11 protein-coding genes are annotated in these 11,846 nt (G+C 67.5%); 8 read left to right on the top strand and 3 right to left on the bottom strand.

The window, feature by feature from the left end; all coding sequences use genetic code 11:
* Nucleotides 1–22: 22 nt before the first annotated feature.
* The 4 genes from bcp (at nt 23) to E6A21_RS12180 (ending at nt 4,230) form a co-directional block, all read left to right on the top strand.
* Entirely contained in the window at nt 23–496 is a 474-nt protein-coding gene (gene bcp / locus E6A21_RS12200; RefSeq protein ID WP_138444431.1) for a thioredoxin-dependent thiol peroxidase, read from the top strand.
* A gap of 307 nt (nt 497–803) precedes the next feature.
* On the top strand, nt 804–1,694 hold the full coding sequence (gene uraD / locus E6A21_RS18425; protein WP_425471550.1) for a 2-oxo-4-hydroxy-4-carboxy-5-ureidoimidazoline decarboxylase: 891 nt from the start codon (nt 804–806) through the stop codon (nt 1,692–1,694).
* Between the two features lie 6 nt (nt 1,695–1,700).
* Entirely contained in the window at nt 1,701–2,639 is a 939-nt protein-coding gene (pucL, locus tag E6A21_RS12185; RefSeq protein WP_138444430.1) for a factor-independent urate hydroxylase, read from the top strand.
* A 91-nt stretch (nt 2,640–2,730) separates the two neighbouring features.
* Nucleotides 2,731–4,230, top strand: coding sequence for a nucleobase:cation symporter-2 family protein (locus E6A21_RS12180; RefSeq protein WP_138444429.1), 1,500 nt, complete (start codon nt 2,731–2,733; stop codon nt 4,228–4,230).
* A 104-nt stretch (nt 4,231–4,334) separates the two neighbouring features.
* Here E6A21_RS12180 and E6A21_RS12175 read toward each other — a convergent pair whose 3' ends face one another.
* Nucleotides 4,335–5,219 (bottom strand): AraC family transcriptional regulator, encoded by an 885-nt coding sequence (locus E6A21_RS12175; protein WP_171041379.1) that lies wholly within the window; start codon nt 5,217–5,219, stop codon nt 4,335–4,337.
* Nucleotides 5,220–5,465: 246 nt separating this feature from the next.
* On the opposite strand from E6A21_RS12175, the gene E6A21_RS12170 reads away from it, so the two are divergent.
* The 4 genes from E6A21_RS12170 to purM all read left to right on the top strand — a co-directional run bounded on the left by E6A21_RS12170 (nt 5,466) and on the right by purM (nt 10,330).
* Complete coding sequence (locus tag E6A21_RS12170; RefSeq protein WP_138444427.1) at nt 5,466–7,088, top strand: RCC1 domain-containing protein; 1,623 nt, start codon at nt 5,466–5,468, stop codon at nt 7,086–7,088.
* A gap of 129 nt (nt 7,089–7,217) precedes the next feature.
* Nucleotides 7,218–7,514 carry a hypothetical protein gene (locus E6A21_RS12165; RefSeq protein ID WP_138444426.1) on the top strand — a complete coding sequence of 99 codons (297 nt, stop codon included), beginning with the start codon at nt 7,218–7,220 and terminating at the stop codon, nt 7,512–7,514.
* Nucleotides 7,515–7,550: 36 nt separating this feature from the next.
* Nucleotides 7,551–9,149: an amidophosphoribosyltransferase gene (gene purF, locus E6A21_RS12160; protein ID WP_138444425.1), complete on the top strand. Its 1,599-nt coding sequence runs from the start codon at nt 7,551–7,553 to the stop codon at nt 9,147–9,149.
* Entirely contained in the window at nt 9,146–10,330 is a 1,185-nt protein-coding gene (gene purM / locus E6A21_RS12155; RefSeq protein ID WP_138444424.1) for a phosphoribosylformylglycinamidine cyclo-ligase, read from the top strand. The genes purF and purM overlap by 4 nt, the downstream gene beginning before the upstream one ends.
* A gap of 124 nt (nt 10,331–10,454) precedes the next feature.
* Here the strand turns inward: purM and E6A21_RS12150 are convergent, their stop codons facing one another.
* Together E6A21_RS12150 and E6A21_RS12145 are read right to left on the bottom strand one after the other, a co-directional pair.
* Nucleotides 10,455–11,396: an NAD-dependent protein deacetylase gene (locus E6A21_RS12150; protein ID WP_138444423.1), complete on the bottom strand. Its 942-nt coding sequence runs from the start codon at nt 11,394–11,396 to the stop codon at nt 10,455–10,457.
* A 9-nt stretch (nt 11,397–11,405) separates the two neighbouring features.
* Nucleotides 11,406–11,624 carry a DUF3073 domain-containing protein gene (locus E6A21_RS12145; protein ID WP_138444422.1) on the bottom strand — a complete coding sequence of 73 codons (219 nt, stop codon included), beginning with the start codon at nt 11,622–11,624 and terminating at the stop codon, nt 11,406–11,408.
* Between the last annotated feature and the right edge of the window lie 222 nt (nt 11,625–11,846).

Here is an 11,846-nt window from a genome sequence, read left to right as displayed (position 1 = left end):
CCGAACTCCCTCAGGAGGAACCATGACAACCACCACGAAGCTCAGCCCGGGCCAGCAGGCCCCGGACTTCACGCTCCCGGACGCCTCCGGGAAGGACGTCTCGCTCCAGGACTACCGCGGCCGCCGCGTGGTCGTGTACTTCTACCCGAAGGCCGCCACCCCCGGCTGCACGACCGAGGCCTGCGACTTCCGCGACAGCCTCGACTCGCTCAACGCGGCGGGTGTCAGCGTTGTGGGCATCTCGCCCGACCCGGTGGAGGCGATCGCCTCGTTCGCCGACGACTTCAGCCTCACCTTCCCGCTCCTCGCGGACGACGGCGCCGCCGTCGCCAAGGCCTGGGGCGCGTGGGGCGAGCGGATCCGCAATGGAGAGGTGGTCGAGGGCATCCTGCGTTCGACGGCCGTCGTCGCCCCCGACGGTTCGATCGAGTCGATCGACTACAACGTGAACCCGGACGGCCATGTGGCCGCGCTGCGGGAGAATCTGGGCGTCTGAGCCCAGTCTCTGCTGAATCTGAGGCGCAGTCTCCAGAGAGGGCTCCGGACACTCGTGTCCGGGGCCCTCTCTGCTGCCTCGCGCCGCCTTCCCGCCCGGTTGTACTTTCCCAATCGGTCTCGCCGCCGCGTGTTTCGAGGGAACACGGGCTCTCGTCCCCGAGAAATGGGCTGGAGGGGGAAGCGAAGCCCGTCACACCTTGAGGTGTTGACAATCACACCCCGCTCCCTCAAACTATTTACACATGCTGAAATAACAGTTCCACGATACGGAACCCAAGAAACCGACGTTCCGTATAGCCGTCACCGTGGATGCCAGCATTGAGCAGTTGAGGACCCGACAAGCCATGTTGCTTGAACAGTTCAACGCCGCCCCCGCCCCTGAGGTTCGCGAGTTCTTGAAGCCCTGCCTCGACGTGCCCCGCTGGATCGAAGAGATCATCGCCGCGCGCCCTTTCGCAAGCCTGGACTCGCTCCTGGCAACTGCGCGAGGGGCGGCCGATCCCTTCACACCGGCCGAGCTCGAGGGCGCCCTCTCCCACCACCCGCGCATCGGCGAGAAAGCCACAGGCCGTTCGGCCGAGGCTTCGATGTCGCGCAGCGAACAGTCGGGGGTGGACCAGCAGGACCCGGACACGGTCGCCGCGCTGGCGGAGGGGAACCGGGCATACGAGGAGAAATTCGGAAGGGTCTTCCTGATCCGAGCCGCAGGCCGTTCGGCCGAAGAGATGCTCACGGCCCTCCGCCAGCGTCTGGGCCACACGCCCGAGCAGGAGGAGCCCGTCGTAGCGGAGCAGCTGCGCGAGATCGCGACGCTCCGTCTGGAGCAGAGACTGTCCCCAGAGGAGCATGAGCGCATGAGCGTCTCCCATGTCACCACCCACATTCTGGATACCGCAGCCGGCAAGCCGGCCGCAGGTGTCGCCGTCGAACTCTACGCCCGCGACGGCGAGGCATGGTCCCAGATTGGAACGGGCACCACCGATGCCGACGGGCGGGTGAAGGACCTCGGCCCGGAGCGTCTGCAGAGCGGTTCATACCGGCTGCAGTTCGCCACCGGAGCCTACTTCGCCGGCATCGGGCAGGAGACCTTCTTCCCGGAGGTTTCTCTGACCTTCACGGTCGACGAGAACGAGTCGCACTACCACGTGCCGCTCCTGCTGAGTCCTTTCGCCTTTTCTACTTACCGAGGGAGCTGACCCGTCATGACGGAGAACACCACTGAGAACAGCAAGATCGTCCTGGGCAAGAACCAGTACGGCAAGGCCGAGGTCCGGGTCGTCAAGATCACGCGGGACACCGGGCGGCATGAGATCGAGGACCTCAGCGTCACCTCCCAGCTCCGCGGAGACTTCACCGCGGCCCACCTCGACGGCGACAACGCCCACGTCGTCCCGACCGACACCCAGAAGAACACGGTGTACGGCTTCGCCCGCGAGGGCATCGGTTCGCCCGAAGAGTTCCTCATCCGGCTCGCGAACCACTTCACGTCGGAGTTCGCGTGGGTCACGGGCGGCCGCTGGGCGGCCGAACAGTACGCGTGGGAGCGCATCCTCGCCCACGGCGAGGGCCACGACCACTCGTTCGTGCGGAAGGGCCAGGAGGTCCGGAACGCCGTCGTGACGAAGGACGGCGACAACCTGTACGTCATCTCGGGCCTCAACGACCTCACGGTCCTCAAGTCGACCGAGTCCGGCTTCGTCGGCTACCCGAAGGACCGCTTCACGACCCTCCAGGAGACCACCGACAGGATCCTCGCGACCGACGTCTCCGCCCGCTGGCGCTACAACAACGATGCGATCGCCAACGGCGGCAGCCGCTCCATCGACTTCAACAAGACGTACGACGACGTGCGGGCCCTCCTGCTCGAGGGCTTCACCGAGGGCTACTCGTACGCACTCCAGCAGACGCTGTTCCAGATGGCCCAGAAGGTCCTGGACGCACACCCCGAGATCGACGAGGTCCGGTTCTCGACGCCCAACAAGCACCACTTCGTCGTCGACCTGACCCCGTTCGGCCTCGACAACCCGAATGAGGTCTTCTACGCGGCCGACCGCCCGTATGGCCTCATCGAGGCGAACTTCGAGCGTGAGACCATCTCCGACCCCGGAAACGCCTGGGACGGGATCGCGGGCTTCTGCTGACCCTGGGCCCGCGCCCTCCCGTCCACCCATCACCTAACGTCACCACCCCTCAGTTGCGCACTCGGAATCCATGCTGACAAGGAGGTCTGCTATGTCCCGAAAGACGGCGCCTGTCCCCACTGCTGTTCCCAGCACAGAGACGCCCAGCCCGGAGGACCAGAAGCTGCCGGTTTCCACGGCCTTCGCCTACGGAATCCAGCACGTGCTCACGATGTACGGCGGCATCATCGCTCCGCCGCTCATCATCGGTTCGGCGGCAGGGCTCAAGGGGCCCGATCTCGCCCTGCTGATCACGGCCTGCCTCTTCATCGGCGGCCTCGCGACCCTGCTGCAGACCCTCGGCATCAAGTGGTTCGGCTCACGCCTCCCGCTCGTGCAGGGCACCTCGTTCGCCTCGGTAGCCACTCTGCTCGCGATCGTGAGCGGGGGCGGCGGGCTGCCCGCCGTGTTCGGGGCAGTCATGGCTGCCTCGGTCATCGGCCTGCTCGTCGCACCGTTCTTCGCTCAGATCATCCACTTCTTCCCGCCAGTGGTGACGGGCGTCGTCATCACCACGATCGGCCTCTCCCTCGTCCCCGTCGCCGCGGGCTGGGCCATGGGCGGCACTCCGAACGCACCCGGCTACGGGAGCCCGGCGAACATCGGCCTCACGGTCCTGACCCTCGTCATCGTCATGCTCCTGAGCAAGCTCGGGAGCGGGGTCATCTCGAGGCTTTCGATTCTCCTGTCCATCGTCATCGGCACGGTCATCTCGGTGTTCCTCGGCATGGCGGACTTCTCGCAGGTACTCAACGGCCCGATCTTCGCGTTCCCGCAGCCCTTCCACTTCGGCCTCCCGACCTTCGAGCCGGCCGCCATCATCTCGATGGTCATCGTCGTCCTGGTGATCCTGACCGAGACGACGGCGGACATCCTCGCCGTCGCCGAGGTCACGGGCGCCAAAGTCGACTCGAAGCGCATCGCGAACGGGCTCCGTGCAGACATGCTGTCCTCGGCCGTGTCCCCGGTCTTCAACGGGTTCACCCAGAGCGCGTTCGCCCAGAACGTGGGCCTTGTGGCCGTCACGGGCATCAAGAGCCGCTTCGCGGTGGCGGCCGGCGGCGTCGTCCTCATGCTCCTCGGCCTGTTCCCGGTGCTGGGGCGCGTCGTCGCCGCCGTCCCGATGCCGGTGCTCGGCGGGGCCGGGATCGTCCTCTTCGGCACCGTCGCGGCCTCAGGCATCCGGACGCTCTCCAAGGTCGACTACAAGAACAACATGAACCTCATCATCGTGGCGACGTCGATCGCGTTCGGCCTCGTCCCGGTCGTGAGCCCGACGTTCTATGCCAAGTTCCCGACGTGGATCCAGGTCATCTTCGACTCGGGCATCAGCTCCGCGGCCCTCATGGCAGTCGTGCTGAACATCCTCTTCAACGTGATCAAGCGCGGCAACCCGAAGGACAACCCCTCGGTGTTCGCGGCAGCGCCGACCCGCATGGTCCCCATCGTGGTCCTCGACGCACTCGAAGAGGGCGACCGCTGCGAGAACGGCAAGATCCTCGACAAGGACGGAAACGAGGTTCAGGTCGAGACGTCGCACGGTATCCACTGACACTGAGTCTGCGCACTGAGCCAAATACTTAGGTGTGTCCCGCTCTCCACTGAGGGAGCGGGACACACCTATATAGTTATGATTTTCATTGCCTGAATTGCACTTCAATTTCTCCGATAATGCGACGGGAGCATTCCCGTCGTCCCGATGATGGCCTTCCGCATGGCGCGGGCATCCAGGAATCCGCTCATTCGGGCGACCGTCTCGAAAGTAGCGCTGTGCATATCGCGCAGGCCCAGCAGCCTGATCGCCTCCTGGGTCCGATAGGAACGGATCACATGGCCGAGGCCGCCGCGGGCCGAGAACGCTCGCTGGAGCGCCCTCACCGAGACGCCGACCCGGGCGGCGAGCTGTTTCGCCGACAGCTCCCGGCTTCGGAACTCGCTCGCGATGACCTTCAATGCCTCCACGGCCAACCGCTCGTCCCGGTCGCGAGAGGCGGCGGCCGTGATCGAGGCCTCGACGAGGACGGCAGTAGAAAGGGCGAGAAGGAGTTCGGCGACTCCCGCGTCCCTCCCGGGAGAGCGGAAGACCACCTCCGCGACTGCCCGAACCGCCGCCATGCTCGTCGATGCAGCACGGAGAAGGTATGGCGCATCCACGGAGAAGGCCGCGTCGGCCGGGCCCACCCCCTTCGTCAGGCTCACCACGAGCGCCCGCCCGGGCGCCTCCAGGCGGAGCTCGACCGGCGTCGCCTCGCGGAAGGCGACCATGCCCCCCGCTGGGACGCTGGACCCCTCGGCCTGGAACTGGGTGTCGAACGGAAGCACGAGGTGGACGCAGTCCTTCCTCGAGGGGAAGACTTTCGCTCCCCTGAAGCGGCATTCGGTCAGCGCCAGATAGGTCAGGACCATCTCCCCGGCGCGGACGGCCCTCAGCCGCAGGGCGAAGGATCCTGCTCCGGTAAGCGGTTCCACCAGGCCGCCGAGCTCGCCGAGGCCGGACTCCCCGAGGAAGTCATGCTGGTTCCCATCGACCCATCTCTTCATCACACGTCCCCCTGTGCGCCCTGCAATCCACAATTGCGCCAACGCCCTGCCGGCCCTCGTGAACCGTTGTGGGCGAGACTTTCCCACACGATAAACGGCACTTCTCACCACCTAGACGCATAGTGCTGGCCCCTTGGCGCGGAATTGCCGTCGGCGCCGTATTCCACGCCGTCCACCTCTACGGTTCAGAATGTCCGGCTTCCTTCGGAAGCCGCCATCCACCAATTCCTGTGAGGAAGAGCCAGCATGCCCGAGCCCACTGTCCCCACTCCCCCGAGCAGCGAGAACGCCGCACAAGACGGCGTTCCGCGCCGGGCCGTCACCCGTACGGCGGCCTGGTCCGTACCCCTCGCTCTCGCAGTGGTTTCGACACCGTTTGCGGCTGCTTCACCGACCGGCGGCGTCATCCTGTTCGACTACCCCGAATACATCGTCGGCCCCGGCATGACCTACGGCTCGATCGCGGGCAAGGTCGTGCCCAACGTGGGGACGTCGCTTCCCGCCACGGTGACGCTGACCTACCCGGCCGGGTGGGGCGGCCCCGCGACGGCGACCGTGAACCCGGTCACCGGGACCTTCACGGTCAACGGCGTCGCAGCCCCCTCTGCGGTGGGCAGTGGCCCGCTCGTGGCGAACTCGGCCCGATTCACCCCCGGTACGACCACCCTCGCCGTCGCGATGAACCCGGTGCCAGCCGCATCCGACGGGATCGTCTGGGGCGAGAACCTTGCGACGACGCTCTACCGCACCGGAGCCACGTTCCAGCCCTACGCGGTGGTCCCCGACAACCTCAACGGCACGGGGACTCTCGGAGCCAAGTCGATCATCGCGCTCGCGGGCGGCTACCGCGACCACAGCAGCTACGTCATCCTGAGCGACAACACCCTCTGGAGCCACGGCGCCGGGTCCAACGCCTGCGCCCCGGGCACGACCCCCACGACGGCGGGCATCTTCGGGTTCGCCGGCCCCTCAGCGCTCCTTCCCGGCGAAAGGTTCGTGGACACCGTCGCCTTCACGGGAGGCGGCTACGTCCTCACGACGCACGGGCGCATCTTCGCCTGGGGCTTCAACACTTCCACCGGCTCCTTGGGCAACGGCGCGTTCGGGCCGGACACCAACATGCCGAAGCTCGTCATCAACCCTGACCCCGACGTCTTCATCACGGCGATCTCCGCGGCGTACACGGGCGGCATCGCGCTCGACACGAAGGGACGGGTCTGGGCCTGGGGCATCAACGACCAGTCGGACCTGGGTGCGGGGCTCCGTGGCAACCAGTCCGTCATGAAGCCCGTCATCCTCCAGGACGGGACGCCGATCACGGGGGTGAGCCAGATCCGTGGGCGCTTCAAGGGCGGTCTCGCCCTGCGCGGCGGGACCGTCTACAGCTGGGGGTACGGCGCCGGCGGGATGAATGCGAACGGAAGCAGCACGAACCAGAACTACGCCGCGCCGGTGCTCACCGGGCCGGGCACGCCGCTCACGGGGGTGGCGCAGCTGCCGAAGTTCTACCACGAGGCGTATCACTGCGCCGCGCTCAGGAGCGACAACACGGTGTACACGTGGGGCTACGGTTCGTACTTCGTCCACTCGCCGTCAAGTGAGGCGAGCCGGCTGTACGCCGCGCCCTATGCAGGCACCCTGCCCGCCGGCACCATCACCGAGATGGCGCTCAGCTACTACGGCACGCACGTCCGTCTCGCCGACGGCTCGGTGTGGAACTGGGGCTATGGGGCCTTCGGCCAAGGAGCCAACGGCAGGACGGCGGTCTACCTCACCCGCCCCGTCCGGGCGCTCACAGCTCCGGGTGTTCCCGTTGTGGCTGCCGGCTTCTTCCCGAACAGCCACGGTGGAGTCTTCGCCCGGAGGTAGCCGATCCGAAGGCAGGCCGACCAGCTGAGCGGCAAGGTGGATGCCGGGCGGACTGTCACGGCGCCCACCCCGGGGATCGATTCTGGGGCGGGGCGACCCCGGCGACCTGGATGTCGGTACCCTAGATACATGCCCTCGCAGCGCCAGATCACCGTCCGCCGTGCCCCGAAGTTCGTCCCCTTCCTCGTGACGGGTGGGCTTCTGGGTGCCCTCGCGGCCGTCATCTTCGGTTCGGGGGGCGACCTGCCGGACGGCTACACGAACACGTCTGCGTTCGGGTATTTCCTGATCCTGTTCGTGGCCGCCGGAGTCCTGGCCGGTGGCCTGACGGTGCTCATCGTGGACCGGGTGAGCGTCAAGCGCGCTCGCCGTGCGACCGTGGAGGAACTGCCCGAATGGGACGAAGAGGACGGCGAGGAGTCCTGAAACGGGGCCTGCCCCGGGCCATGAGACAATTGGTCAGTGGTACGCGGTGACGGACTCCTCTCACTTGACCTAGACCCAGTCGACAAAGGCCCGAAGGACGCTTGTGGCGTCTTCGGTGTCTGGGCACCCGGCGAAGAGGTCGCAAAGCTCACTTACTACGGCCTCTACGCCCTGCAGCATCGCGGACAGGAATCCGCGGGGATCGCCGCGAGCGATGGGACGCGGATCAGCGTCTACAAGGACATGGGCCTCGTTTCGCAGGTCTTCGACGAGTCGACCCTCAACACTCTCACCGGGCACATCGCCGTCGGCCACTGCCGCTACTCGACGACCGGAGCGAGCCACTGGGCCAACGCCCAGCCGACCCTCGGGGCCACGGCCAACGGAACGGTTGCGCTCGCGCACAACGGCAACCTGACGAACACCGCCGAGCTGCGGGACATGATCGAAGAGCTCACGGGCGGCCAGCTCACGGGCGAGATGAAGCAGGGCAACACGTCGGACACGGCGCTCGTCACCGCTCTGCTCGCAGGCGAGAAGGGCCAGACGCTCGAGGAGACGGCGATGGCGCTCCTGCCCAAGATCCGCGGCGGGTTCTGCTTCGTGTTCATGAACGAGGGAACCCTCTACGCCGCGCGGGACACGTACGGCGTCCGCCCCCTCTGCCTCGGCCGGTTGGAGCGGGGCTGGGTCGTCGCGTCCGAGCAGTCGGCTCTGGCCACCGTCGGTGCGAGCTTCATCCGGGAGATCGAGCCCGGCGAGTTCATCGCGATCGACGAGAAGGGCGTCCGTTCCCAGCACTTCGGCAAGCCCACGCCTGCCGGGTGCGTGTTCGAGTACGTCTACCTAGCACGCCCCGACGCGAGCATCGCCGGCCGGTCTGTCTACGAATCGCGCGTGGAGATGGGCCGCCAGCTCGCGCGGGAGAACACGCACGAGGCCGACATCGTCATTCCGGTGCCCGAGTCGGGAACGCCCGCGGCGGTCGGCTACGCCGAGGAGTCGGGAATCCCCTTCGCGCACGGCTTCGTCAAGAATTCCTATGTGGGGCGCACGTTCATCCAGCCGTCCCAGACGCTGCGACAGCTCGGCATCCGGCTCAAGCTCAACGCCCTCGAGTCGGTCATCCGGGGCAAGCGCGTCGTGGTCGTCGACGACTCGATCGTGCGCGGCAACACGCAGCGGGCGATCGTCCGCATGCTGCGGGAGGCCGGCGCCAAAGAGGTCCACGTGAAGATCTCGTCCCCGCCGGTCAAATGGCCCTGCTTCTACGGCATCGACTTCGCCTCACGCGCCGAGCTCATTGCGAACGGTGCCACCGTGGAGGAGATCTCCCAGGCCATCGGGGCGGACTCCCTCGGCTACATCTCGGAGGACGGGATGATCAACGCAACCCAGCAGCCCCGCGAGCGGCTCTGCACGGCGTGCTTTACGGGGGTGTACCCGATCGAGCTCCCGAGCGCTGACAAGCTCGGCAAGAACCTCCTCGAGCGTGAAGTGACGTCCGAGGCGACAGAGGAAGGGGCCACCGACGACCCCGCCGACCGGCCGGGCGCAGCCGGCTGCGACCCCGGCCCCGACTCCGAACTCGAACCGCTCCTGACCCCCGCCGACCGCGACGAGGCCAACGTATGACGAACTCCGCCCCCCAGCCCACGGCTGCCCCCTCCGCTGCCGGAACCGGCATCACCTACGCCGCCGCCGGCGTCGACGTCGAAGCCGGGGACCGGGCTGTCGAACTGATGAAGGACGCCGTCAAGGCGACGCACAACGCCTCGGTTCTGGGCGGCGTCGGCGGCTTTGCCGGACTGTTCGACGTGAGCCGCCTCCTGGCCTACCGCCGGCCGCTGCTCGCGACCTCGACGGATGGCGTCGGCACGAAGGTTGCCATCGCGCAGGCCATGGACGTCCACGACACGATCGGCTTCGACCTCGTCGGCATGGTCGTGGACGACATCGTCGTGGTCGGCGCCGAGCCGCTCTACATGACCGACTACATTGCGTGCGGGAAGGTCGTCCCCGAGCGGATCGCGGACATCGTTCGCGGAATTGCCGCGGCCTGCGCTCAGGCGGGCACGGCACTGGTGGGCGGCGAGACGGCTGAGCACCCCGGCCTGCTCGGCCAGAACGAGTACGACGTCGCGGGCGCCGCAACGGGCGTCGTCGAAGCCGATGCCCTTCTCGGCCCTGAGCGGGTCAAGCCGGGCGACGTCGTCCTCGGCATGGCGTCCTCGGGCATCCACTCGAACGGATACTCGCTCGTGCGCCGGGTCATCAACCACGCCGGTTGGGCCCTGGACCGCCAGGTCTCCGAGCTCGGACGTACTCTCGGCGAGGAGCTTCTCGAGCCCACCCGCGTGTACGCGGGCGACTGCCTCGACCTCGTCCGGACCCTCAACGGCACCGCCGGCGGGGCCGACCTCCCGCTGCGCGGGTTCAGTCACGTCACCGGCGGAGGACTTGCCGCGAACCTCGCCCGCGTGCTGCCCAAGGGCCTGCTCGCGACCGTCGACCGGTCGACGTGGGAGCTCCCCGCCATCTTCAAGCTCGTTGCCGAACTCGGTGGGGTCCCGCAGGCCGATCTCGAGCGGACGCTCAACCTCGGGGTCGGGATGGTGGCGATCGTCGCCGCCGACGCCGCCGACACGGCGCTCGCCCGGCTCGCCGAGCGCGGAGTGGCGGCTTGGGCGATGGGCACCGTGGGGACGGACGACGCCGGGGCCTCCTCGTCTGCCGCCTCCGGCGATCCCGACTACGTGCAGGGCGCGAAGGGTGTTGACGGCGGGTCTGTCCGCCTCGTCAACACCTACGCCTGACCGTCCCGGCCTCTCCGGAGGGTAGTTGGTGTACCCGAAACGACGTCTGGCGCGCGTTGGTGTACCCGAAACGACGTCTGGCGCGCGTTGGTGTACCCGAAACGACGTCTGAGGTGAGTTGGGCTCAGAGGGCTGAGGCCAGGTCCTCGAGCGCCTCGCCGACGTCGGACCGCCAGCGCCAGTGAGCCCGGCTGTCCCCGCGGGTCGGCCCGGCGTTCACGATCCCCACGGGCTTGCCGTCGCGGACGGCGTCCAGCACGAACCGGAAGCCGCTCATGACGGCCAGCGAGGACCCGAGGACCAGGAGGCTCCGCGCCTGGGCGAGCATCGCCGTCGCCCGCTCCTTGCGCTCGATCGGGACGCTCTCGCCGAAGTAGACCACATCGGGCTTGAGCTCGACCGAGCCGCACACAAGGCATCCGACCATGCGGAACCTGTCCACCCAACCCTGCGGCAGCTCGACGTCGCCGTCGGGGTTCACCGTCCGGGGATCGAGGCGCACAGCCTCGGCGTATCCCGGGTTGGCCTGAGCCAGCCGCTCGTCGAGATTGGCGCGCCCCTCGACGTTGCCGCAGTTGAGGCACACGACCTTGTCGAGGTCGCCGTGAAGCGCCACGAGGTTGCGGGAGCCGGCGGCCGCGTGGAGACCGTCCACGTTCTGCGTGACGACTCCGAGCACGACGCCGCGCGCCTCCAGCTGCGCGAGCACCCGGTGGGCGGCGTTGGGCCTTGCCCGGTCGATGTGCCGCCAGCCCACGAAGCTCCGCGCCCAGTACCGGTGCCGCGCGGCCGGATCGTGGCGGAACTCCTGGTACGTCATGGGCCGATGCTTGCGCCAGGACCCCTGAGGCCCGCGGTAGTCAGGAATGCCGGACGCGGTGGAGACGCCAGCGCCGGTGAGAGCCATGACGGCCCCGTCCTGCAGCATGCTGAGCAGCCCAGCGCGAGCACAGGAAGGATCCTGCAGCTCGGCTGTCTCAACGACCTCTCGGGCTATCGAGCGCAGCGCTGCCGCGTGGGCGCGCATAACCGACGGGTCATTTCCGCTTCCGACGATCTCGCTCATGGGAGCGGATCAGCCGATCCGGCGGGAGTCCTCGTCGTCGTCAAACTGATCGGCGTATTTGTCCTCGTAGTCGGAGTAATCCGGCTCGAGGTCGGCGTCATGGTGCGCAGAGTGACCGCTCGACCCACTGAGCTCGCGCTCGAGGGCTGCATAGTCGGTGCTCGGACTGTAGTACTTGATGTCACGAGCCTGCTTGGTTGCCTTAGCCTTTTGACGGCCGCGCCCCATGGCGTGACCCCCTCTTTTGCCTCGTCCCGGAGGTAGTCGCGAAGGCAGGCTCGCGAGGCCCCGGAGTCATTGATCAATTTGTCGTAGGTCTAGACTACATGTAATTGCGGCCGCCTGCGCATTCGCGAGGTGTGCGGCCAAACGGCATGCGAGGGCCAGCCAGAGGCTGTGCCCCAGTCCTCGAGAGCACGGCAGAAGGGGCACTATCCGGCATGGAGAGCG

Origin of the sequence: Sinomonas susongensis (genome assembly GCF_005877005.1) — a bacterium.
Classification (GTDB): Bacteria; Actinomycetota; Actinomycetes; order Actinomycetales; family Micrococcaceae; genus Sinomonas; species Sinomonas susongensis.
This window is presented reverse-complemented; position numbering and strand designations above follow the sequence as displayed.